Annotated in this window: 22 protein-coding genes; 4 read left to right on the top strand and 18 right to left on the bottom strand. The window is 42.5% G+C overall.

What is annotated here, in order from left to right:
* Nucleotides 1-6 precede the first annotated feature (6 nt).
* Together BM202_RS26815 and BM202_RS26810 are read left to right on the top strand one after the other, a co-directional pair.
* Nucleotides 7-1,356 (top strand): radical SAM/SPASM domain-containing protein, encoded by a 1,350-nt coding sequence (locus tag BM202_RS26815; protein WP_093832008.1) that lies wholly within the window; start codon nt 7-9, stop codon nt 1,354-1,356.
* A 43-nt stretch (nt 1,357-1,399) separates the two neighbouring features.
* Complete coding sequence (locus BM202_RS26810; RefSeq protein WP_093832006.1) at nt 1,400-2,458, top strand: 2OG-Fe(II) oxygenase; 1,059 nt, start codon at nt 1,400-1,402, stop codon at nt 2,456-2,458.
* Nucleotides 2,459-2,549: 91 nt separating this feature from the next.
* On the opposite strand, the gene BM202_RS26805 is transcribed toward BM202_RS26810, so the two are convergent.
* Both BM202_RS26805 and BM202_RS26800 read right to left on the bottom strand, forming a co-directional pair.
* Nucleotides 2,550-4,985 (bottom strand): outer membrane beta-barrel protein, encoded by a 2,436-nt coding sequence (locus BM202_RS26805; RefSeq protein WP_177236692.1) that lies wholly within the window; start codon nt 4,983-4,985, stop codon nt 2,550-2,552.
* Nucleotides 4,986-5,086: 101 nt separating this feature from the next.
* Nucleotides 5,087-5,638 (bottom strand): hypothetical protein, encoded by a 552-nt coding sequence (locus tag BM202_RS26800; protein ID WP_093832002.1) that lies wholly within the window; start codon nt 5,636-5,638, stop codon nt 5,087-5,089.
* Between the two features lie 684 nt (nt 5,639-6,322).
* Here BM202_RS26800 and BM202_RS26795 point away from each other — a divergent pair.
* Nucleotides 6,323-6,910 carry a hypothetical protein gene (locus tag BM202_RS26795; protein WP_093832000.1) on the top strand — a complete coding sequence of 196 codons (588 nt, stop codon included), beginning with the start codon at nt 6,323-6,325 and terminating at the stop codon, nt 6,908-6,910.
* A 26-nt stretch (nt 6,911-6,936) separates the two neighbouring features.
* On the opposite strand, the gene BM202_RS26790 is transcribed toward BM202_RS26795, so the two are convergent.
* From BM202_RS26790 to BM202_RS26715, 16 genes are all read right to left on the bottom strand, one after another.
* Nucleotides 6,937-7,344 carry a TraQ conjugal transfer family protein gene (locus tag BM202_RS26790; protein WP_093831998.1) on the bottom strand — a complete coding sequence of 136 codons (408 nt, stop codon included), beginning with the start codon at nt 7,342-7,344 and terminating at the stop codon, nt 6,937-6,939.
* A gap of 12 nt (nt 7,345-7,356) precedes the next feature.
* The gene (locus tag BM202_RS26785; protein ID WP_093831996.1) at nt 7,357-7,944 is read right to left on the bottom strand and encodes a conjugal transfer protein TraO; all 588 of its coding nucleotides are present in this window, start codon (nt 7,942-7,944) and stop codon (nt 7,357-7,359) included.
* Nucleotides 7,945-7,946: 2 nt separating this feature from the next.
* Complete coding sequence (traN, locus tag BM202_RS26780) at nt 7,947-8,957, bottom strand: conjugative transposon protein TraN (RefSeq protein WP_093831994.1); 1,011 nt, start codon at nt 8,955-8,957, stop codon at nt 7,947-7,949.
* Between the two features lie 57 nt (nt 8,958-9,014).
* Nucleotides 9,015-10,430: a conjugative transposon protein TraM gene (traM, locus tag BM202_RS26775; RefSeq protein WP_093831992.1), complete on the bottom strand. Its 1,416-nt coding sequence runs from the start codon at nt 10,428-10,430 to the stop codon at nt 9,015-9,017.
* A gap of 6 nt (nt 10,431-10,436) precedes the next feature.
* Entirely contained in the window at nt 10,437-10,736 is a 300-nt protein-coding gene (locus BM202_RS26770) for a hypothetical protein (RefSeq protein WP_093831990.1), read from the bottom strand.
* Nucleotides 10,736-11,392 (bottom strand): conjugative transposon protein TraK, encoded by a 657-nt coding sequence (traK, locus tag BM202_RS26765; RefSeq protein WP_093831988.1) that lies wholly within the window; start codon nt 11,390-11,392, stop codon nt 10,736-10,738. Before traK ends, BM202_RS26770 begins: the two co-directional genes overlap by 1 nt.
* Before the next feature lie 32 nt (nt 11,393-11,424).
* Nucleotides 11,425-12,441 (bottom strand): TraJ family protein, encoded by a 1,017-nt coding sequence (locus BM202_RS26760; RefSeq protein WP_093831986.1) that lies wholly within the window; start codon nt 12,439-12,441, stop codon nt 11,425-11,427.
* An 18-nt stretch (nt 12,442-12,459) separates the two neighbouring features.
* Entirely contained in the window at nt 12,460-13,383 is a 924-nt protein-coding gene (locus BM202_RS26755) for a hypothetical protein (protein WP_093831984.1), read from the bottom strand.
* 28 nt (nt 13,384-13,411) lie between these two features.
* The gene (locus BM202_RS26750; protein ID WP_093831982.1) at nt 13,412-14,203 is read right to left on the bottom strand and encodes a hypothetical protein; all 792 of its coding nucleotides are present in this window, start codon (nt 14,201-14,203) and stop codon (nt 13,412-13,414) included.
* A gap of 21 nt (nt 14,204-14,224) precedes the next feature.
* Nucleotides 14,225-16,732: a TraG family conjugative transposon ATPase gene (locus tag BM202_RS26745; RefSeq protein ID WP_093831980.1), complete on the bottom strand. Its 2,508-nt coding sequence runs from the start codon at nt 16,730-16,732 to the stop codon at nt 14,225-14,227.
* Nucleotides 16,733-16,778: 46 nt separating this feature from the next.
* Nucleotides 16,779-17,105: a DUF4133 domain-containing protein gene (locus BM202_RS26740; protein WP_018622902.1), complete on the bottom strand. Its 327-nt coding sequence runs from the start codon at nt 17,103-17,105 to the stop codon at nt 16,779-16,781.
* A gap of 7 nt (nt 17,106-17,112) precedes the next feature.
* Nucleotides 17,113-17,673, bottom strand: coding sequence for a DUF4134 family protein (locus tag BM202_RS26735; protein ID WP_093831978.1), 561 nt, complete (start codon nt 17,671-17,673; stop codon nt 17,113-17,115).
* A 57-nt stretch (nt 17,674-17,730) separates the two neighbouring features.
* Nucleotides 17,731-18,063, bottom strand: coding sequence for a DUF4134 family protein (locus tag BM202_RS26730; protein WP_018622904.1), 333 nt, complete (start codon nt 18,061-18,063; stop codon nt 17,731-17,733).
* A 117-nt stretch (nt 18,064-18,180) separates the two neighbouring features.
* A complete protein-coding gene (locus BM202_RS26725; protein ID WP_093831976.1) occupies nt 18,181-19,155 on the bottom strand; it encodes a hypothetical protein in 975 nt (324 codons plus the stop codon).
* 12 nt (nt 19,156-19,167) lie between these two features.
* Nucleotides 19,168-19,764, bottom strand: a complete 597-nt coding sequence (locus tag BM202_RS26720; protein WP_093831974.1) for a DUF3408 domain-containing protein — start codon at nt 19,762-19,764, stop codon at nt 19,168-19,170.
* A gap of 45 nt (nt 19,765-19,809) precedes the next feature.
* On the bottom strand, nt 19,810-20,508 hold the full coding sequence (locus tag BM202_RS26715; protein ID WP_143100764.1) for a ParA family protein: 699 nt from the start codon (nt 20,506-20,508) through the stop codon (nt 19,810-19,812).
* Nucleotides 20,509-21,432: 924 nt separating this feature from the next.
* Here BM202_RS26715 and BM202_RS26710 point away from each other — a divergent pair.
* A complete protein-coding gene (locus BM202_RS26710) occupies nt 21,433-21,924 on the top strand; it encodes a plasmid mobilization protein (protein ID WP_093831970.1) in 492 nt (163 codons plus the stop codon).
* Nucleotides 21,925-21,931 lie beyond the last annotated feature (7 nt).

Here is a 21,931-nt window from a genome sequence, read left to right as displayed (position 1 = left end):
CATTATATGAGATTTAAACTATCAAAATACCTTATACAAACCGATCAGACAGAAAGATCAGGTACCAGTGTACTTCTATCAACGAGAACGGCTAAAGCCTTTATTTTAAAAAAAGCGTTAAGCGAAAAGATTCAAAGAGAGGACTGGTCAAGTCTGACACCTGATGAATTTGACTTTTTTAAAGAGCTTGAGATAATTGTCCCTGAGCAAGAAGATGAGCTGGCAACTATGTTAGCGAGAAGTCACGAGGCTATCGCCAATGTGAAAAATCTATATCATGTCATCCAACCGACATCCGTTTGTCAATTAGGGTGTGGCTATTGTGGACAAACCCATCAAAAAGGTCACCTAAATGCTGAACATTCCGACAAACTTCTGCTTCGATTAAGGGGTAAATTGGAGAAAAAGCAATTCAATCAGGTAAGCATCAGTTGGTTTGGTAGTGAACCCTTAACGGGTTATCCACAAATTCAATATTTAGCCCCCAAATTAATTGCTTTAGCCGAAGAATACCAGTGTCAGTATGCTTCTAATATGGTTACTAATGGGCTAAACTTAAGCGAAAAAATATATTTTGATCTAGCAAAAAACTTAGGCGTAACGTCTATCGAAGTGACATTGGACGGTACTGCTGAATACCATGATAACCGGCGCTATACAAAACGAGGGAAACCGACCTTTAACCAAATATTGAAGAATATCGTATCTATTGTAAATAATCCGGATTATGACCGGGAGCAATGTCCAATTTCCATTCGATGTAATGTAGACAAACATAATGAAGAAAGTGTTATTCCCTTAATTAATTTATTAGCGGAGTACAGGTTGCAAACGAAAATTTCGCATTTCTACGCGGCACCTGTCCATTCATGGGGAAATGATGCTCATCTACAGTCATTAGAAAAACAAGCTTTTGCGAATAAAGAAATTGAATGGTTTCGACATTTACTTGAACTCGGCTTCACGTTACCTGCCCTCTTACCTCAACTTACCCCAATTGTTTGCTTATCTGTTGTGCCTAATAATGAAGTGATCGATGCGTTTGGAAATGTGTTCGATTGCACCGAAACACCCTATGTAGACCGGTACAAAGGTACGAACTATATTCAGGGAAATCTTAGTGATAACACAATAGACGGAGAGCGGCCCCTTTTATCCTTTTACGATCAAGTCGCAAAAGAAGCATATGACTGCCATACTTGTGTCATGTTACCTGTTTGCGGGGGAGGGTGTCCCAAGTCTTGGGTTGAAGGGATACCTGCCTGTCCAACAAATAAATTTAATGTTAAAGAAAAACTTCTGTTGTATGTAGCCACAAATGGAGCCCGGGAAAAAATACCCGCTTATGTGAATTGACATTCACAGTTCTCTGAAGAAAATAAGATAAAATTTATTGATAATGGCCGAAGAAACCGACTTGCTATATAGCCCAGATATATTGACTGTACAGCAACTAATCAACATATTGTTTGGGAAAGTCAATCGCGCGTTTATCAGAAAAGAAATGACGCAAAAATCGGCTTTTCCACTTTATACAATTAACGATTTTGTTGATTTATTTTTAAGCTGGGGTTTACAAGCTTCAGCCCTCAAAATAGCGGGGGATAAAATAAATAAGATTGACATACCTGTGATGATGCTTACGCAAAATGAGAAAAATGAGACTCAGTTTGTATTGGTATATAAAATTATTAATGCTGAAATTCATTATTTTTCGCCATTTTCAGGTGATGCCGTTAGTCCAATAGAAGCTTTTATAAAGTCCTATCAAGGTATAGTACTTGCGGTCCAACCAAAAGCGGGCGCGATACAGCAAATTAGTATACCAAATGACGAAGAATCAATGGATATAAAACGCTACACTCAAAATGGAATTCGATTGTATGAAAACTTTTTAACGCTTGAGCAATGTGATGCACTGATAGCGTATACAGAACAGAAAGAAGCTTTTAAACGTAGTAAAGTAGATATTGACGAGTATACCCTTAGCCAAGAAAGTATTGCACGAACTAGTTTTACGGCTTTCCTTGCTAAAAGCCAAGAACATACCTTTTATTATATTTATGAACAAGTCAGCTCATTGCTAAATGTTCCTCTTGAATATATAGAAAATTTACAGTGCGTTCGCTATTACGAAGGTCAGGAATTTAAAGCTCATTTCGACTCTGGAACCACGAACCATCGAGTTCACACGCTTCTCATTTATTTAAATGACAATTTTGTCGGAGGCGAGACATTCTTCCCTGAACTAAATTATCGCGTTATACCAGTAAAAGGCACTGCCCTTTATTTTAAAAACCGGGATGAATATACAAATATTATTCGCCAGTCACTGCATGCCGGATTACCGGTAATTGATGGGGTAAAATACACCTGTAACGTTTGGATCAAAGATCGTTCTGTTACCAACAAGCAGCATAAAGAGAAAACTACTATCCCAAGTCTTAGCCAACCGTAAATAATATTATAAACACATATATTTTTTTGATACGTTGTGGTAAAAATATTCAAATAATTGTAAGTCAAACTCCCATACTTTATTAAGCTATTCACTTACTTTTTTGTATACGATTTATGTCAACTGTTTCTTTTGATTGCAGATTTGCTTTTGCATTGAGATTTCCAAATTTGTAAGAAAATGTTACCCGAAGTTGACGATTATCCCATCGAGCATTGCTTATACTTTGAACGGTCGCGGTTGTCTGAGTTATTGCATTTCGCAATATATTAAAAGGGTCATCTAGCACTACTTTCAACAGAGCTCTTTTCTCTAATAAAATTTTACTGAGACCAAAATTAATTGCGCCTTGGGAATGGATCATATCGTATCCATACACTTGTGGTGAATAATAATAACCTGTAATCTCACCAGAAAGCGTTTGGCTCAATGAAAACGAATTAGAGGCGTAAAAACTAATAAAAAGGAGGTTGTTGTGTATTTGAGTACCGTTTAATGAAAACTTATTAATTGAATTCATAACTGACAAATTCATACTTGTAGACCAAATTTTGTTTACTTCTTTCTGATAATTAAGATTGCCACCAAACCATTGAAAACGTCCATTTGGCACGTTTACCTGTTTATTTCGAATTAAAATATAGCCAGGAATCAAATGATTCTCTGTCGAGGGAACATTTAATGTTATTTGATTAAAAAGTTCGTATTGTAAACCCACAGTAATCTGCTTTGTCAAAGTTTGATTCAGTGAAAAACTATGATTTAACCTAGGTAATAGCCGAGGATTACCTTCATAGAATTGTTGGGTACTACTAAATCGTAAAAAAGGACTTAAATCAAGATAACTTGGACGCTCAATCCGCCGACCATATGAGAGAGTAAGTTGACGGTTTTCTCCTGTTTTTACCGTAAAATTAGCGGAAGGGAAAATGTTAAAATAATTATAATTTACTAAAATATTGTCTTTAGCATCGATACCCTCAGAATTAGTATGCTCAACACGAATACCAGTTTGTATTTGAAAGCGCTTTCCAAAACTTCCTGCAACGTTCGTATAAATTCCACTTATAGTTTCCCGATACTTAAAAAGCTGTTTAATTGAATTAGGGACGAAATCTGTTGAATAAACGGAATGGTTTGTAACTACAGAAGATTTAACACCTAATTCAATTTTTATATTATTTCCTATTGGCTGGATATAATCACTCTTAACAGCAATTATATTTGTTAAAGTAGACATTTCAGTAAAATTATTCGTTAAGTTCGTATTTGACTGATCAATGAACTTTTGATTTGAATACAAACTATTAGAATTATCATGTACAGAAACCATATCAACATCGGTTGACCACTCTTGTCCTTCCTTATTATACTTTTTTTTGAGTGTTAAACTTCCAGATATATTTACGTTCTTGTTGTCAGTAAAACGTTGTGTTAGAATAGTTTCATTAACATTATCCTGATAATTATTCTGCGTCATATAACGCCGGAACTCGTTATTGTCAGAACTTAACTTAAGTTCTGTACTGATTATAGTTGATTCATTTATTGAATAATTAGCACCCATTCGTCCACTTGCTATCATTCCGAAGCCGCGACCGATTTCATTCGTTAATCGTTTTTCTATAAGATTCTGACTAGCTGAATCCAATAAAAAATTATTAGTTTTAGTTATTTGGGACCAAGAATAGCGGTTTAGTGATCCGCTGACTAACCAGCTAAGCTTTTTTGATCTATGCTGCGCCGTCAGACTTAGATCGGCTTTAGGCGTCGATCCTCGGTCTTCGTAATAGCTATACCCACCACCTATTAATAGGTTATACTGCGTTCCATAATTCTTTGCTTGTTTAGTGATAATGTTTATTAAGCCGCCACTACCAGCTGCATCATATTTCGATGATGGGTTTTGACTAACTTCAATTTTTTCAATATCGTCGGCTCTTAAAGTGCGTAACCAGTTTGCTAATAAATCTTGGGTTAAGTACGTTTGCCTTCCATCTATTAAGATGAGGAGTCCTTGTTTCCCAAGCAGGGATATTGACTGACTGATTTTATCTACTCGTATACCAGGAATTTTATCAAGTAATTCCAATAAATTTAATCCACTAGCCAAGGAACTATGTACTACATTATAAATTACTTTACCATTTTCAACGTTTATAAGGTTCTTATTAGCTACTACCTGAACCTCTTTTAACATGAGACTGCTTCTTTTTAAATAGACTGGCGAAATTGTTTTCGTTGTATCATAAAATTCAAACAATATATTTTGCGACTCGAAACCCACCATTGATATGAATAAATAATAAAGGCCAGCTTTAGGCCGATTAAATTCATACATGCCTGTTGAGTTTGTTACACTCCCCTCCGATGTTAAGGAGTCTGGTTGACTGTATAGTAGTACATGGGCAGATTGAAGCGGCGAATGGCTTTCGTCGTATACTAATCCTTTAATTTTGTGTTGTCCAAAAAGAGAATGACTTAAAAAAATTCCTAAGATTAAACTATAACAATGCAGTAGGCTCATTCTTGTTACTGAATAGAAACATTTGCTAAATGTATTAATAAATATCAATTGACACATATATACATATTAATTGATATTTTGTGCTACAAAATAGTTTTTTCTTACATCAATTCATTACTGGAATCGTCAGGATCATCTTCATAGATGGAATATTGGCCATTCTGGTCAACATAATGTAAAAAAGCCTGCGTGCAAGAACCAAAATTATTTATTTCTCTTCCATGGAGAAGTTCAATACCATTAAAGACTGCCGCATCTCCAGGCTCTAAATAAATAGGATGTCGAACATTTTTTTTATCAATTATCCATAGCGGCCATATACTGCCTTCGTAACCAAGAGACAGACTCACTGTGATTTCGCAGGATTTTCTATCTTTATGAAATTTAAGCTCATCTCCTAAATGATATATTCGAGCATAACTATATGTTTTATAAAGTTTTAATTGCGTAATTTCTTCGACAAAAGGAAGAAGATATTGTAGCAATTTTTCAAAGATAGGCTCTTTGTAAAAACCTAGGGCACCTGGTATCGACGGATCCGCCTGACCATAAGATTTAATTTTATGTAGATACGTGTTTAATTTCGCTGGATTAATCAGTTCCTTAATCAAAGTAAAGCCTTCATCCTTAAAGTTATGTACCAAGGTCGTCATGGAATTAAACTATAAATATTAAAAATCTTGATTTGCTTATGAAAAATTCTAAAAGTGCCTGTTTAAAGTTTATGATACCAACTGCGTAATGCAAATTATTGATTAGCCAAAAAATTAATTTAGGTATTCTTATGTTAAATAGCAATTTATTGAATAACTTTTAGATAGTCAGTTAATACTTGATCATTTTTCTAGTCACATTCATATATGTAAAGTTATAACATTTCTGTATTTTAATAAATAACCTAATTTGATTCATTTGAAACCATTTTCAAATCATTTCGGATTGTAAGATTTACAAGGTGGATAGGAGGGGGGAGCTAATAGAGGGCTTAAATGTAGTTCATAAGCGATATTGCTTGACAGTTGTAGTTGTCTTGTGTACCTTTCGAATGAGTTAAGTTATAGGTTTATCTTAGTAAGTTATGTTCATCTTTGGATTGTTTGCAGTGGGAGGATTTTTGGCCGTTTCGGGCTTCATTAGCTTAATTTTCAACGCGATCAAGCCGGATTTACCTCGAAAAGTCCGTCATTAGGCGAAACTAACGTCTATTTGTGTGGCTCTCCTATGGAGTCCAGACGTTGGTATATGCTAACGGGTTTGGCAGGAGCTTCAAGCTGATCTTTCATAATTGACCCAGCCCAGCCAGCTTGGGTCATTTTTCTTTTATCCATACGGTTTCAATGAATCAATTGTCAACGAATTTTTACCAAGAGGTTGCTCAAGCTTTTTCAAAACTTGAAGAGGAGCTAAGAACGATGCTTGTAAATTCCTCTTACTATGATTTTGCGGGTTATAAGTGGCCATCAATGGCCGCTTACCAGAATAAACGAAACGGACACACCCGGTTTACCATGGAAGAAGTGACAGCCATTGTGAAAGCGACGCCAGAGTTGGGGGAACGCATGCTCATCGTTAACAATTATGATAAACTACGGCGCCGGTTGGCTGATGATTTATTGGCCACTCAAATACAACTCAAACTCCTGTTTGCGAAGACACCCAAACAGCCAGCAATTATTAATACCTGGAAAGGCCCTGCAGTCATCTCTTATAATCAGTTTATTTTCAGAGTACTAGATTACACACTATGGACACCCGATGAAATAAGTGCTGTAGTCATCAGACTTGAAGAGTTCGGGAAGGCTCTATCCACCCTTTATAATCCTGCCAATCATCTAATTACTGAGCCAGATCCCTCACTTCAAGAAAGTAATCGGGCTAGGTATAAAAAAGGAAACAACAAAAAAAAGTCAACGAGTTCACGTTGACTTTAGGCTATGCATGCTTAATTAGTTTATTGAGCGTTGGTAGTGACTGTCACATTGAGCGTTTGGCTCACATTATTCTGATCCGTGATGATCAACTCAAAGTTATTGGAGCCGGCCACCGACGAGGTAAAGCGCAAGGTGGGTGTTAGCGTTTTTAGCGCGGTTGCTTTATTTTCGACGACATTGGAATAATCAATATACAGCGTACCGGGCGTATTCGTTTGATTACGCCAACGTAGCGAATACTGGCTTAAGCTCGTCAGTCGCTCGGGCGTAATGGTGATGCCAAACGTCGCGGGTGCACCAACTTTAACGGTCGTTGGCAATGGTTCATTGGTGATGGTAAAGGGAAACTGAGTCTGAATAGTAAGAGAATCCGTATTACAGCTCAGCATGAGTAGACTTACTAGCAGGGACAATAAGAGTGGTCGCATTGGCGTAAGGGCTTAATGTTTGAAAAAACTGAATCGTACTCCGATCGTACCATAGGTGCGAAAGCTGCCAACTTCTGAATAGGGAAGCCACCGCTCCGAAACGGCAAGAAACAACGCGGTTCGTTCCAGAAAGTATAGTTCCCCCTCCAGACCCGTCTGCAACCCCATCGTGCCCGTCGACCTATTCAGGATTGTACCTTGGGCCAATTCCAGGTTATTACGATTGACCATCTCAACGCCTACATTAGCCCCAATCAAAGGCATGATGTAGTAGTTTCGGCGCAGGTCATGAAACGTGATAGGAGCCCAGTCGAAGGAAAGCAGATGCCGCTCTGTCATCAGCCGGTCATCAAAAAACTGGTAAAATTTCCGGTCATACTGATAGGCAACCTTCCAATACGTTTCGGTTTTGGTGTAGCGAACCAGGTCGATACCGCCAGCATAACCCTGGCCATCGCCGTTGAGGGGTTTTGCCGGAAATTTATCAACGATGCCTACGTAAGGCGTGAGGGCCAGCTGTCCTTTGATATGACGCTGAGGAAAGGCCTGGTGAAAGGAAATCACCAGCAGGAAACTGAATAGAATGAGTCGCAGGTTCATAATTATAGCTTATCAGCGTTCATGATGTCTTCGTTATTGATGACAAACGAGAGGGTACGTCCCCCGTTTATCTCCCCGGCCATGACCAAAATCCGTTTCTCGTCGGGAATAGTAAATTTTTGAAAAGCAAATACGCGCTCGACGGCCATATGCCCCTTAATTGTCTTGATTGCGTCGTTGTAGACGTAGAAAGGCAAAACTTCTACTTCCTGAAGCGATGAGCGTTTAGCAACCGTCTTGTCGACGACAAAAAATCGGATGTAGTCTACGTCATAATTGATGTTAGACTTATTTTGCATGTTCATTTTATAATAAATGACATTATCCTTGACGTACACACCCCTCAGGGTTGCTTCCATGCGGTTGGCCTCCATGCCCAGATGCCGGATATCACGGCTCTTTTTAAGAATCGTCGTGCAGTTATAGACCACCTCAGACTGCGTAGCGTTGACACCCGAAAATTGAATGATACCGCCTTTGGGATCCGATCCGTTGATCGATACGTTACTGGCCGATTTACTGATGGTTTCACCCGTCAGCGTGTTAGCCGCCAGGTTTAGCGCCAGCACCGTGGGTTGCTCGTTGTAGTTGGCCACGAATGACCAGAATTTTCCATCCGTCGTGATAACTGAGAAGTTGGTTTCATTAAAACCGTTGCGGGTAGCCTTGACCTTCAGAACATTCTCAACCTCACTTGCTTTGTCAGCGATAATATCCCGACTGCCTAAATCGACAGAACGAATCGTGGTAGGGAAAATGACCGATACCGTCTTGTTGAAGGGCAGCTCCACGTAATACGAGCGTACAACATTATTTTCCTGAATGGGTATCGCTGGGGCAGACGGAGTAATGATGGTCGAAATAGGGGAGGGTACTGACGGCATTTCCCCGACTGCCTTGGCTGGCACTGATTGGCTCGTATCAGCTACCGTTTTATGGAAAACTGTTTGGGCAAACACCGGCGCGGTGTTCAAACCTGCGAAAAGGAGTACATTAATGATGGAAATCTTCATAGTCCGAAATAAATTTTAGTTTTTTATTGAAATTTTATTTTGAGTAGATCAAAAAAATTACTGGTTAGATGAATAGTCATACCGACCGCCGGGCGTATTGATAGACGCTGGATAGCCATTTGGCGGGCGATTCACCGGATAATTTTGGGGAGCCTGCTGATAATTTGAATTGGTAGTGGTCGGAGTTTCCGTCTGACGCAGATAAATAATGTGGTTGTTTTTCAGATGAGCCCGCTGAAGCGTTGTTTTTTTGGTTGCAATGGCTCGAACGCCCTGAATGCCGGCCTGCGCTGCCGATGCACCGGCCATTGCCGCTACATTACCAGTTGTTGCGCCATAGGTGTTCATGTTGATGTTGCCTACGCTCTGACCCAGGGCTTGACGGGCTTCGGGCAACCCTTGAATTTCGGGTACATACACGCCGGCGATCCCGTCGATGTCAAGGGCCGTCATGTTAACGGGAAAGATATGATCTTCATAAACCACATCCGTAATTTTTATCTGAACTCGCTGCGTAGAGAAACTGCCTATTCCAAACAGAAGTGTATTTTCGGGAATAACAACTCCCCGTACTTTGATGTACTGTAGCAGCCGTAATTTGATTCGGCTACCGCTCATTATATCCTGATTTCCGTACACCATTGCCCGAATGGTGCCGACTTCAGCTTCCAGTAGTCGGCGTTCGTTTTTTTTCTGATCTTCAGAATATAGTCCATAAAAGGTATTGCCCCCCTCTGAGCGGCCGTTCAGTGAACTGATTACTTCCGACTGATCAACTTTGTAAACGGTTCTTTTTTCTTCCTCCGCAGTTTTTTGATTCGCTTTATCCCGGTTGTATTGCTCCAGTAAGCCCGTTAACCGCTCCTGCTTGCGAAGCGCTTCTTTGTATTCCGCCTTTTTACGCTCCTCCTCACCAGCTGAGACTGTACTCCGACGTTCGGATGGTTCGTCAGCGAGCATCACATCCTTTTCCGAAAGAGGAGGTCTATTAACAGACGACCGAGATCCACCTGGTCGGAGTGACTGTGGCAATGACGGATTCCCCCGACCATAGCCGGCCGATACTTCGTTGGGACTAGTCACCGGGTTGTAGGTGGAATCAATACGTCGTAGGGCTTTTGGATCATGAACAGGCCTATATTTCTGCCCATACATATACCCATCTAATTCACCTGGTACGGTTGGGTTCATGGCCTTGCCTGCAGCGGCAATGGCGGTTTCCGAACTTGGATTGCGGTCCAACGCTTGCTGCTGTAAATCCAATCGATTATTAGCATGGGATGTATCGGTTCGAGCCAGAGGGACGGTACTATTCATGGCTGAAATGGGCTGGTTAGTAACGGCCGACGAGGTATCATCTTTCAGTACGTACCACAGAAACAGACTGGTAACAATCAAAAGCACCGGAAGGCTCATCAAGAATTTCTTGTCCTGGAACAAATCCTTGATTGATTTTTTTTCTTGCGTATCCATAGGGACTTAGCGGGTAGGCGTTAATTTGTGAGTATGTAATTCGTTCATATAAAGCTGGTGGTGCGCGGTAGAGTCCGCTAGCCTGGCTGGGGAGTACTCTTTAGCTGACGCTGGAGAAGGCTTTAACTGTTGACTTAAATTCGCCAACAAGACCAAAAACAAACTGCCAAAGAGCAGCAAGACCTCTCGTTTGCGCTGGGTCAGCGGTCGTTTTTCCCACACTCTTATCCAGCGCGTGAATTGAATCAGGCTGTAGCGCCGAATGAGAGCCACTTGATGAACCGGATTGCGCAGGTGTAATTTCATTAGTAAGTGCTCTGGTTATTTCGGTTAACCGTTTCGATGTCCGTGTTATCAACCGGCAGAAACCGTTCGATCTGAAATCCGTGGGGATTGTTATCGGTCCGCGCAACATCAATCAGGTAGCCTTCAACGACCAGATTTCGAACGGTTATTGTCGTTTCCCGAATTAGAATTTCCCGGCCTTTAGCCCGAAACTTATATGGGCTCTGCGTGAAGTCTACTATAATGTTGTTCTTGTCAATTTCGACTTTCTGATGCACATTACCCTGAATCAGGTTTTGGTAATAGCCCTTCTCGGACAAGTCTTTGTACAGCCGCCCGACGGATTCGTCCCCCAAGTAAGAAGCCTCTTTAATGCTATTTTTGATTTGGTTTTCGTCGGGCTCTAGTTCAAAGAAAGCTTTCATAAACACGCGGATGTGATCACGAGCTTCAGCGGGACGGTTCATATTGTGTTCCTGAGCCATGGCCAGCATAATGCTTTTGCCCCCATCCATCACGTAAACCTTTTGCCGGGATTTCTCAACGGCATCAAACGCCCAGAAACTGATGGCCGAGGAAAATCCCAGACAACCGATGATAACCACAAGCATAAATAAACGCATCAGGCTAAAGCTGGTGTCTATATCCTTGAGGGACTTAAAGTTTGGTGCTTCCATAATGAAAATGATTGATTAAAGCGTTAAAAAAGTTAAATGGAACTAACCGGAGATGGTATGGATGAACCCGCTCTGGCGACGCCGGACACGCCACCGGTGGCCGCGCCAACTACGGCGCCAGTACCTGCACCCATTGCCTGACCACCGCCTGCCAGACTTTTCACGGCTGAATCAGCCCCCGCCGATTCAATCACCCAGGAAGCTACTTTGGGTACCATAAAGTAGGCTACCGTACCGATGATGTAGAAAACGATCAGGCCGAAGTCGGAAGACGAGAATGAATCCTTAGGGGTGTTGACAATCTGAACGATGTCCGCTTTAAGCATGACAATGTGAATTTCTTCCAGAATGCCGCCCAGTACGTTGACAATTGGTATCCAAAGCAGTAAGTGGATCACCCGACTAATCCAGGCCGCCAGCCCCCCGTAAAACCATTCGAAGCAGGCTAAGCCAAACGTAATAGGTCCCATGATGAGGAGAACCAGTAAAAAAAACGTCATCAAAAATTTAATCGTTAATGACGCCACGTTATAAGCCAGTTCTCCCAGCGTTAAGAGAAACTCATCAAAGTATTTCTGGATAGCATAGGATATTGCATTTGAAGCATACACACTTATCGAACCCGCCGGTAAATAATCCATCAACTTCTCGTACATAGTCAACTCACCATCACCATTCAGATCCGGGTTGGCATTGATGATATCCTTTTTCTTTTGTTCCAAGGCCTGGTCTTTTTGATCGTTAAGTTGTTGGACCAGGGCAGACTTGGAGGTAACCAGGGGCTTGGTCCCTTCATTAAGGTAACCCGACAGGATAACGATGGAGCCGGCAATATTACCGTAGAATAGCAGGCAAAGCCCCATGGCAAATGGCCGCATCAGACCATATATGTCGACCTTTTCGTTCCGGGCCAAATGCGCCCACACCCGGTAGAAAATGTATAAAAGCGATCCAAGACCGCCAATAGCCTGCCCTAAATCAATAAACGTTGAGTAATCATCGGCCATTGATTCGAGTACGGCAGCTAACGCTTTCTCCATTGAATCCATACGAGTAATAGGCTCTGGTTAAAGTTTAGTGGAGGGTAGGGAGATCTGCTGGGAATAGCTTTTCTGATTCAGCTTTCTGAACTTGTACTTCATGTTTGCGTTAGAGCTCGCGACGATGGCCATCAAGGCCCGCTTGCGCTTCATCACTTCTTTTGACACCTGTTGACGTAACTTCATCCGTTCGTAGGGAGTCATCGCTACCAGTTCGGTCGACGTCCGGTCGGAGGGGTCAAACTCCGCTGACGACAAGGCTTGTTTTGACCTCAGCGCATCCCCATTGTTCAAGTCGATAGCGGCCGCCGTCATCGCAAACGTTAGGGAAGGATCGACACCCTGTTCAAAAATTTTCTGATTCGAGGAAGGGTAGTAGTATACACCTGTCACCTTGGCGAAGTCGCCGAACAGGGTGGTAATATCCTGTTTCAGACCCGCATTTCGAATGCTGTTTTTAATGGCCTCACCCTGACGAGCTTTGGAAGCGAATTTTTCGTACTGCACTGCGTATTCCTGATACTTGGACTTGATGTTACGTGACATCGCGTCCTTCATCAAGCGCTTGACCTTGTCAATCTCTTCTGCCAATTCGTTGTTTTTCTCGGAGATAAAGGCATCGTACATTTCCATCGTCACCGGTACCCCCACCGGGGCATAAACCAGCGCTTCACCCACCGCTTCGGCAATGGCTTTACGGATTTCTTTCTCTACGTATTCGCTGATTAAATCGCCTACGTTTAGATCGTACCCACTAATGCCAGCCATCATTTCTCCAGGACCGGCTTTTAACAGATTGTCAATTTCACGGGTGACCCAGCCAGTACCCGTCGACGTATTGTAGAGTGTATTGGGAGCGGGAATGTTAGTATTTTGCGCCCGGCAGAGGGGTGGTCCACTTAACCCTGTTACCAATAGGCAGACCAGTGTTGTCTTTATGTTCGCTTTCATACGAATGTTAGGTTACGACGAAGTAGTATTAATAGCTTTTAGGTGCAATACCGATCGTACGGTTGAGCGATGTATTCTTATCGTATAGATTGCCCAGGGTGGTATTATGGGCTAATTGCCGCACCCGGTAGGCATACGCATTCACGATCTGAGATCTGACGGCCATGAGCGTTTTTAAGCGGTCCGAAATTTCTTCCTTAGCGCCGTCGAGCACATTCGCACGCTCGGCATCGGACATCCACACTTCCCCCGAATTCGATAAGTTACAGGCTGTCTTTACGTCATCAACGATGTCATCCGTCTTTGCCAGTTCACTCAGCGTTTGACTCATTACGGACTGTTCACTAGCGGTAAAGAGTCGACTTTGCACGACTTTATTGACACCCTGCTTCACCTTAACCAGCTTGTCGAGATCCCCTTTCAGGTTTAAATTATTGTAGTAATCAACAAACCCGTTTGACAGCGTAGTAGCCGCCCGTTTCTCTTCGTAACCAACCTTGTACTGCTGATAATTTATTTTCTGCAGTTTTGAGTGAGCATCCTTTAGCATGTCCTTCAGCTTTTCTACTGATTTGACGGGCGATACGCCTAAGGCATCGGCCACTGCACCTATAGCCATATTGATAATAGCATCTTTAATTCCCTGCATGATATCCTGTTCTGACTCCCCTAAAATGGATTCAATTTCGGACTGCAGGGAAGAGCCTCCACCAGTTGGGGTCAACTGATTCGGCAAGGATTGGGCCAGTATTGTTCCGGGAGCCAGAAGAATAGCCAATCCCGCTGCCAGCGAAAAGAAGCGTTTACTAATTACGTTCATGATATAAGCTGATTAAGATTACTAAAGTGAATCTTTGTCCATAGCCACTTGCTGACGAATAGCTGAATCCCAGTCTCCACCGTTAACAAGCACGCGATCGGTAATTTTCTTTTTTTGCGTTTGTTCGGTGGTGAAGGCGTACTTTTCGGCTGCAGAAGCTTCTAGCCCATAGACTGCACAATGATCACCCTGAAAAACCGCAAATTCCTTATATATAGGACCGGGCCGATTATCCCGATTAATGGAAAGTGCCAGGTTCTTTTGCTTAGGCGTCAGCGATAAAAATTCCTGCACCTTATCGAACTTATTGGCATATTCCCGCATGTCCATCAGGATCTTGGTGGGCGCATTATTAATAATGGTATCCTTGATGATGGGCGATGAGGTTAGATCATCGACCTCCTGGGTCACGAGCCAGGCTTCGCCAAAATGTTTCCGTACCGTTTTATAGAGGTACAGAATATACTCAGCCATGTTGGGCCGCATAATCGCTTTCCATGCCTCTTCGATTAGCATTATTTTACGAATACCCTCCAGTGTACGAAGCTTGGTGATGTAGGTATCCATAATGATAATCGTGATTATGGGCATAAGGACCTTGTTATCTTTGATATTATCCAATTCGAAGACCACAAACCGATCGTTAGTCAGATCAAGATTTGTTTTCGAGTTGAGCAGATAATCATATTCCCCACCCATGTAATACGGTTCCAGACATAACCGAAAAGAGTCAAACTCAAAATTTCGTAAGTTGACCTTCTTATCATCCAGAATTTTTTTGAAACCGGTATTGATGTGTTCGAAGAACGTATTGAAACAAGGCTCTATGTTATGATCTGCGTCGAGCAGTCGGAAATAACTGAAGACACATTCACCGATTAGTGTCTGTTCCGCCATAGATATGGGGTCGTTCTCTTTTTTCCACAGCGTAGTGATGAGCCCCTTTATGGCTTCAATTTTCTCCTCCTCAGGGTACCGTCGTCCATCAATGTAAAAAGGATTAAAATGAATGGGTTTTTCCCGTGAGTAAGTCAAGTACTTCCCCTTCATCATCTGGCATAATCCCAGGTAACTGTTTCCTACGTCGACAATGACAACATGGGAGTCCATCATTAAATAAGAACGAACCAAATGGTTTGTCAGGAATGATTTGCCGGAGCCACTAGGGCCAATCACGAATTTATTCCTGTTGGTGATGATCCCCTTATCCATTGGTAAATCTGAAAGATCTACAATAATTGGTTTGCCATACACCCGTTCACATAGGCGTATTCCTTTCTCCGAAAGAGAATCAGTGTTCAACGACTCCTGATTCAGCATGCAGCAAGCCTGGGGAATAAACGTTTGAAATTTCTCCTCCGATGGCAAATCCGCAGCATTGCCAGGAATGGCCGCCCAGAATAAACTCATTCCTTCAACCGCCGAACTCTCACGGGGACGAATACCCATTTTAGCGATTGCAGAGGTTGTTAAATTCCGGATCGCGTGCATCGACGACCGGTCATTGGTCCAGACCATCACATTAAAATGCGTTCGAACGGGTGGGTAGCCCGTATCAGCTTGGTATTCCAAATACTGGGTAATCTGACGAGCATTCGATTCATTGTTTTTTGAGAAGGATGACAATGCCGTCATCTGGGTCATCCGCTGCTCTAGTTTCGGCAGTATATCATGCTTGTTCTCTAAGAAGATGTACTGATTATACACATGATTAACTTTCAGCATTAGATTTACCGGATAAGCAAAACATACGGAAACCGCTGAATTTTCGGTAGAAAGTGCATCAACTTTAGAGAATGTATACACTTGTTCGGGCATATCATCCACGTCAGTTAGTCCATAAAACTGTATAGACTTATTGCCTAATGACAATTCCGGATCGCGCATAAGATCGCAGAGAGGAACAACCGGATCGCGCATTTCTAAACCCATGTAGCGTTCCAGCAATCCGGGTTTGCCCGTTTCACCGCAGAGGTCGTCGTCACGCAGCCGGGTTAGCTTGATCTTGCGAGTTGACTCTAAAATGGAAACAAACTGCTCCAGACTAGAAAAAAACTCGTTTAGAACTTTTCGATCCGTAATTGTTCTGGGGAGAATCTTTCCCGTGGCAAGCGTAGTCTGGAGGGAGGAGATATCCTTTCGGTTTGGATGTGTTTTGGTAATATTGACGAAGCAATTGTGGTACAAAAAAGGGCGCTCGTTAAAATGTAGCTGTCCCGCCTGATCAAGATAATTATCAACCGAATAATCTGGCTTATACTTTTCCTCCGTATACCAATCTTGTTTGTGAATAATCACATTATCCGGTAAGACGCTAATGGCCTTTTCCCAACTCTGAATCAGATCCTTAAACTCCCCGCTTTCCAACCGGTCCCGGCCGTGCATTTGTACATTGCCAGTCAACGTATAAATTTCCGGTAACGATACCTTATATACGACAGTGATATCGCCGTACCCAGATATTAAACAATCGTGGTAAACGGATTTAATTGGAAAGACTTTTAGTAAGTCTGTTGCTTTAAACACCATATTGCATTTGAGATTTCAGTGAAGCGATGTCAAACCGAGGACATCCTTATTTCTTCGTCGATTGGCGTAAAGCCTTGTAAACCGACGAATCGCGCGCAGTAATTAGTGTCGGCATCCGTTTGTGAGCCTGATTTTTTTTGTATCCTCGTTCACCGTGCTTTTTCGATAAGCCAACCAGTTTCGTGTACAAAACCATGACCAGGGTCAAATAAATACCAAAACCGTACATAGGAGTAAGGCCCGAAATACCGCAGATAATGGCCGTCAAAATAATCATGATGACGGCCCCCGCCCCGAGGATTGTTAAATACTGCATACCCCGGATGCCCATCACTTCCGGGGGTCGATCGACGCCCTTGTTAACTTTGTACATGATCTACTCAGAGAGTACCAAAAATTCCTGATTCTAAAATTCCTAAAACAAGGCCCCCAAAAAACAGAGAACCAATCCAGTAAAGCGCTAACCGTTGTGTATCAGGATCGCCGGCCTGCCACCGTGAATAGACGGCGATTGCTCCCAAACAGGCGTAAATGCCAAAAAAGGAAAACATGATTTTGGTCATATGGGACCACCCATTTCGGATTGCTGTATTCGAAGTACCTAATTCAGAAGCCAGTTCAGACGATGCGTGAGGACGGTAAATAACATCAAGTACCGATGGAAAAAGTGCAGTAATAAAAACGGCGCTGGACCAAATGATCAATGAGCGTTTTGCATCATGATCTCCATGCGAGAACTTCGAGAATACTTCAGTTGCGCCGATGACGGCACAAATCCCCGCTACCCACATGCCTATAGGCTTGAATTTTTTATAGACGTCCGAAACTTGTCTGGTGGCGCTTGAAACATCAGCCCCACCCGCCAAAGCGGGTAGGGCGATGATCAGTAGTAAGGCTAGTAGCAAAAGCGACGGAGTGTAGCGGTGCCAGTTGTTATGCATGTGCTGAAAATGAATTTTGATTAATTAATTTAAAATTCATTTCGACCGCTCAAAAAATTAAGCTACGCCGAAAACTGCTTTGATAACTAACAGGACTAAACCAGCAAAGATGAGCGCGCCAAACCAGCTAGCCGCAGATTTACGGGTATCTGGATCACCATTCGACCATTTACCGTACACGGCAATGGCGCCAACAACAGCTACAATAGCCATAACAGCGAGCATAATCTTGGAAACAGGCGCAAAGGAGGCCCGAATCTCCGTATCCGCTCCAGTTAAAGCAGAACTCACGGTTCCAGAGGCATACGTTTGCAAAACAGTGACCAACACGAGTGCCAAAGTAGCCGCTAAAACACGACCGTTTTTGCTAAAGAAAACTGATTTTTTCATGGAAATAGAAATTGCTTATGGTTGAAAAATTATTTTGACGAACTAAATTACAAATTAAAATGAACACACAAAAAAACTTTTTTAAACTTTCGAAAACAAGTAGGTCAATCTAGTACACTAAACGTACGCAGCTTCATCAACCATATCGGTCACTTCGCTTTCTTCCTCATTGGTTTCTTCATCTTCCTCCTCCTCAAGGCCCATACTCTCACGCTGCACCTGCATGAATAAATGGGCGTAATCACTGAGCTGCTCGGGTTTCAGGACATTGTTTAACCGGGTAACTACGTTTTTATCGTTGATCATGCCATAGTATCCAAGAACAGCAGTGAATTGAGTACATAATTCTTCGACTGATTGTCTAGACTGTTTTCGTCTTACTTGTTTTCGGATATCATCTAGTATCGATTCCACGGTTTGGAGCTGAGAAAAGTACTTATCAAGTGGCACGTCGGTCGCGGCCGTTTCTTCGTCCATTAACTCGTCCAGCGAAACTTGCTCTATTCCGTTATCTCCCTCAGTCGGTAAATCAAGCGGAATCATAAATTCATTGGGTTGTGTTAATGACTCCCCTTCAGGATACGAATTGAGTTGATCACTAAACGTGTTGAGTACGACTCCTTCTGACCCATTTATCAATTCATCATCAGCATCCTGGTCTCCATCTTCTGGTTCGGTTGAGTCAGGGTCCGATTCTGTAGCATCAGGATTAAAAGAATAATCTGGCTGATCGCCAGCTCGCTCACCCGGCTCATCCCCGAACTGGGTGAATTCGGTTGTCGAGGAGTTTTTAGTTGAAGAGTCGGGACTTTCCAGAAGTTCATGTTCCTGACTACCTTGGCTTTCCACTGGGGGAGGGGCAATACTTTTGACAGGTGGAGACACATCAAACACCGTTCTTGACTTACCCAATAATGAATCTTCCTCGACTGGCTGGGCGACAGGTATTAGCTGGTCTGCTTTTGCCGGATCACCTGAAGTGGGAGCGGACTGCCACCGTACTTTAGGCAGTGTAAATTCCAGACGATTTTTTAGCAAAAGCTGGGCTAACCAAACCACGCCAACAATAAATAAAAGGTAGGCTACTAACATAGCTTTAAGGTTTTAATCGCTCATTTGTTGGTTTAACAGGCGCAACAGCTGCTGATCAATTTGCTTGATGTCCGAGGCATACTGCTCAAAATGATGATGCAAAATATTGTCGAGTATAGCCTGTAGACTCACGCGTCGGTTCTTACTCTCACAGTACAAAGCCAATCGTTTTAAGGATCGTGCATGACTTGGATTAATATAGAGCCGTTGATCGGATGTGAACTGATTGCTCTTTATTAAAAAGAGATCTTCATAGAGCCCTGCCAACTTCTTGGATTTTCCCGTGGTAGGGACAGCCCGTTTTGTTAGGGAGGCCGATTCAGATTGATCACCATTACTAGCTTTGGTCGATTCTATTTGTTCGGCTATATCTGTTAGACCTATCGCCTCTTTAGCCTTTTGTAGCACTTCTTCCAGGCGGGTACCTGCCTGGACTTGATCAACTGCGGATGGGGTGTCACTCGTACCATTTACCTGCTGATCATCGCTATTGGTTTCAGTAGGTATAGTTACAGTAGTCTGCTGGAGGAATTTATCAAAAGCCGGCGGGCGAGTAGACATAAATCCTGCAGCCAAATTATCTAAATCGTTTTTTTTATTACCTGCCATAAGTTGTTGTCGTTAAATGGCCTTAGGAACGGATTCAGGAGCAGTCTAATTCAAAGCCATTGACGTATGTGTAGGCGCTTTATTCAACAGTTCATCCACAATGTTTTGAGAAAAGTGCTTTAACGGAAAGATGGTTGATATTTGCTTGGCAATCGAACTTCCCGCTTCTTTTAAAACCGACTCAAAAACGTACACCCCTTTCCCCTTTATGGCCGATTCTAGCTGCTCTTTCATTTTGACATTATGGGGCGTTTTTAGCTTGGTCCAGATGGCACTGATTGGTATGGTTGAGTTATGGAGTTGATAAAAATCAATCGTATCCATGCCGGCAACAAACGACTTAAACTCCAATTCAAATGGAATGATAACCTGGTCAATTTGCTTGGCCAGCAAGGCAAAATTATCGACGTTGAGCGTGCCTGGTAAATCCAGGAAAATAACATCAATATTGGTTGAGGTTCGAATATGCGGCAACACCCGAATTAGATCATCCATCGTCATGGTTTCAATAGGATAGGGAACAATCCCTTTTTCAGCCATTGATGCCAGTAAATCAGGACTTGTTATCGATGGTAACAAATCCCGTTGTCGACTTCGGGAAAAGCTATGCTGGGGAAAGTCGGTATCAATGACGAGTACTTTGACCTGCTGGGAGAACAGATAGGTCGCCACTAATTGGGTTAGGGTTGTTTTGCCAGCTCCTCCTTTTTGAGAGGAGAAGGCAATTACTTTTGATTGACTCATAATTAAATAAATTTTAAATAGTGATTTGACAAATATATTGAAATTTAGAAATACAAAACCTATTCAAATACTGAAAAATGTTCAAAAAAATTATGCTTGGCATTGAGAGAATTATTAACTATCAACTAATCAGTTAATTACCCTACCGCCCAGCATCCCTACCGCCCAGCATCCCTAACGCCCGGCATCCCTAACGCCCTAAAGCCCAACCACCTTACCGCCCAACCGCCTAGCATCCCTAACGCCTTACAGCCTTACAGCCCTACAGCCCTAACGCCCGGCATCCCTAACGCCCAACCGCCTTACAGCTCAACATCCCTAAAGCCCAACCACCTTACCGCCCAACCGCCTTACCGCCCAATAGCCCTACATCCCTAACGCCCAACCGCCTTACATCCCTAACGCCTTGCAGCCTTGCAGCCTTGCAGCCTTGCAGCCCAACCGCCCATAGCACATATATAATATATTGAATATCAGAATATTATATGAGAGGTAAGCGATTTTCTTAGTCTGTTGCTGACAGCTTAAGTGTTGTCTTGAGGTTAGTTAAACCAATAATTTCTTGACATACCTACAATAGAGTATAGCCCCATTAGCGACTAGATCCAGATTATATATTCGGTCAGCTAGTGGTAAATATAAATTTTATTTAGAGAAACTATATTTTATTTAAAAAGACGGCTATATTCGCTGGAAATACTCTTCGTGAGAAGAGAGCAAGATATGTTTTCCTGGTAACAAAACTCCGGCTATCGCCTTCGTTTTACTCCCCAGAAAACGGTCTTGCCCTACGGGGTTATCAGCGAAAAATGCCCTACGCTAACGCATCCGGGCATTTTCGAGTCAATCCAGCGAGTTAAGACATCGCTGTAGGAAGAATTCTTTCGAGAAAAAGCAGGTAAAGGCGACAAAGCAGGAAAAAATATGGTCACCAAATCAGAAACTTCAAACGCTGATCAGCGAAAAAAACGAACTAAAGGCGGTAGGCCTAGCAAGGTGGCTGATGAAAAGATTGAAAAAACTAAATCCATCGGAACCACCGAAGCCGAACGAATCCGGTTAAATCGGATTCACAAAATCTACACTGCGGGTCAAACCAAGTCGTTTAGCGTCTTCGTCAAGGAAGTAATTTTTGCCTTAGAAACTTCGGCCAAACTACCGACTACGTCCAGCAAAGACCCCACCTATATCAACACTGTTATCATTCAACTTACGCAAATTCGTCAGGACATACGATCAGTAAACACCTTGCATAACCAGGTAGTCAAACGAATTAACAGTTTGTTAGTGGCCGCTGAGTTAAAAAAGCAAGTGCATGAGGCCAACGATATAATCAGACAGTTGGCTCCCTTGGTACAACAATTAACCAGCTTGTTGGATGACCTAACGAGGCAGCAAAATGGAACGGATAAATAGATAATTT

This window comes from Spirosoma endophyticum (assembly GCF_900112365.1).
Taxonomy (GTDB): Bacteria; Bacteroidota; Bacteroidia; order Cytophagales; family Spirosomataceae; genus Spirosoma; species Spirosoma endophyticum.
Note: the sequence above shows the minus strand (reverse complement) of the source record. Positions and strands in the feature narration are given on the sequence as shown.

What these genes read in the sequence shown, in the direction of transcription:
- BM202_RS26815 (WP_093832008.1), top strand. Translation starts at nt 7, where the DNA reads ATGAGATTTAAACTATCAAAATACCTTATACAAACCGATCAGACAGAA.
- BM202_RS26810 (WP_093832006.1), top strand. Translation starts at nt 1,400, where the DNA reads ATGGCCGAAGAAACCGACTTGCTATATAGCCCAGATATATTGACTGTA.
- BM202_RS26805 (WP_177236692.1), bottom strand. Translation starts at nt 4,985, where the DNA reads ATGAGCCTACTGCATTGTTATAGTTTAATCTTAGGAATTTTTTTAAGT.
- BM202_RS26800 (WP_093832002.1), bottom strand. Translation starts at nt 5,638, where the DNA reads ATGACGACCTTGGTACATAACTTTAAGGATGAAGGCTTTACTTTGATT.
- BM202_RS26795 (WP_093832000.1), top strand. Translation starts at nt 6,323, where the DNA reads ATGAATCAATTGTCAACGAATTTTTACCAAGAGGTTGCTCAAGCTTTT.
- BM202_RS26790 (WP_093831998.1), bottom strand. Translation starts at nt 7,344, where the DNA reads ATGCGACCACTCTTATTGTCCCTGCTAGTAAGTCTACTCATGCTGAGC.
- BM202_RS26785 (WP_093831996.1), bottom strand. Translation starts at nt 7,944, where the DNA reads ATGAACCTGCGACTCATTCTATTCAGTTTCCTGCTGGTGATTTCCTTT.
- traN (WP_093831994.1), bottom strand. Translation starts at nt 8,957, where the DNA reads ATGAAGATTTCCATCATTAATGTACTCCTTTTCGCAGGTTTGAACACC.
- traM (WP_093831992.1), bottom strand. Translation starts at nt 10,430, where the DNA reads ATGGATACGCAAGAAAAAAAATCAATCAAGGATTTGTTCCAGGACAAG.
- BM202_RS26770 (WP_093831990.1), bottom strand. Translation starts at nt 10,736, where the DNA reads ATGAAATTACACCTGCGCAATCCGGTTCATCAAGTGGCTCTCATTCGG.
- traK (WP_093831988.1), bottom strand. Translation starts at nt 11,392, where the DNA reads ATGGAAGCACCAAACTTTAAGTCCCTCAAGGATATAGACACCAGCTTT.
- BM202_RS26760 (WP_093831986.1), bottom strand. Translation starts at nt 12,441, where the DNA reads ATGGATTCAATGGAGAAAGCGTTAGCTGCCGTACTCGAATCAATGGCC.
- BM202_RS26755 (WP_093831984.1), bottom strand. Translation starts at nt 13,383, where the DNA reads ATGAAAGCGAACATAAAGACAACACTGGTCTGCCTATTGGTAACAGGG.
- BM202_RS26750 (WP_093831982.1), bottom strand. Translation starts at nt 14,203, where the DNA reads ATGAACGTAATTAGTAAACGCTTCTTTTCGCTGGCAGCGGGATTGGCT.
- BM202_RS26745 (WP_093831980.1), bottom strand. Translation starts at nt 16,732, where the DNA reads ATGGTGTTTAAAGCAACAGACTTACTAAAAGTCTTTCCAATTAAATCC.
- BM202_RS26740 (WP_018622902.1), bottom strand. Translation starts at nt 17,105, where the DNA reads ATGTACAAAGTTAACAAGGGCGTCGATCGACCCCCGGAAGTGATGGGC.
- BM202_RS26735 (WP_093831978.1), bottom strand. Translation starts at nt 17,673, where the DNA reads ATGCATAACAACTGGCACCGCTACACTCCGTCGCTTTTGCTACTAGCC.
- BM202_RS26730 (WP_018622904.1), bottom strand. Translation starts at nt 18,063, where the DNA reads ATGAAAAAATCAGTTTTCTTTAGCAAAAACGGTCGTGTTTTAGCGGCT.
- BM202_RS26725 (WP_093831976.1), bottom strand. Translation starts at nt 19,155, where the DNA reads ATGTTAGTAGCCTACCTTTTATTTATTGTTGGCGTGGTTTGGTTAGCC.
- BM202_RS26720 (WP_093831974.1), bottom strand. Translation starts at nt 19,764, where the DNA reads ATGGCAGGTAATAAAAAAAACGATTTAGATAATTTGGCTGCAGGATTT.
- BM202_RS26715 (WP_143100764.1), bottom strand. Translation starts at nt 20,508, where the DNA reads ATGAGTCAATCAAAAGTAATTGCCTTCTCCTCTCAAAAAGGAGGAGCT.
- BM202_RS26710 (WP_093831970.1), top strand. Translation starts at nt 21,433, where the DNA reads ATGGTCACCAAATCAGAAACTTCAAACGCTGATCAGCGAAAAAAACGA.